Source organism: Dyella sp. ASV21, assembly GCF_016428975.1.
GTDB lineage: Bacteria > Pseudomonadota > Gammaproteobacteria > Xanthomonadales > Rhodanobacteraceae > Dyella.
The window spans coordinates 1-320 of record NZ_JAELTT010000309.1 but is presented as its reverse complement, the minus strand read 5'-3'; the positions used below and the strand labels follow the sequence as shown (position 1 = coordinate 320).

Here is a 320-nt window from a genome sequence, read left to right as displayed (position 1 = left end):
AGCAGGGTGAACAGAAAACCGAAGTACGGCGGACCCACCGAGATCTTGCCCAGGTTGAGCGCATCGCCGATCAACGGGAACAGCGTGCCCAGCAGCACCATCGCGGCAGCTACGGTCAGCATAAGGTCTGTCTCTTATACACATCTCCGAGCCCACGAGACCCGTGACCGAATCTCGGTTTGCGGGGTGTGGTTGGAAAAGGGGGGGGGGGGGGGGGGGGGGGGGGGGGGGGGGGGGGGGGGGGGGGGGGGGGGGGGGGGGGGGGGGGGGGGGGGGGGGGGGGGGGGGGGGGGGGGGGGGGGGGGGGGGGGGGGGGGGGG

1 pseudogene is annotated in these 320 nt (G+C 74.1%); it reads right to left on the bottom strand.

Features of this window, described 5'->3' with window-relative positions:
• Positions 1-128, bottom strand: a pseudogene (locus JHD67_RS21765) (cytochrome c-type biogenesis CcmF C-terminal domain-containing protein); the annotation flags it as partial.
• Positions 129-320: the final 192 nt, after the last annotated feature.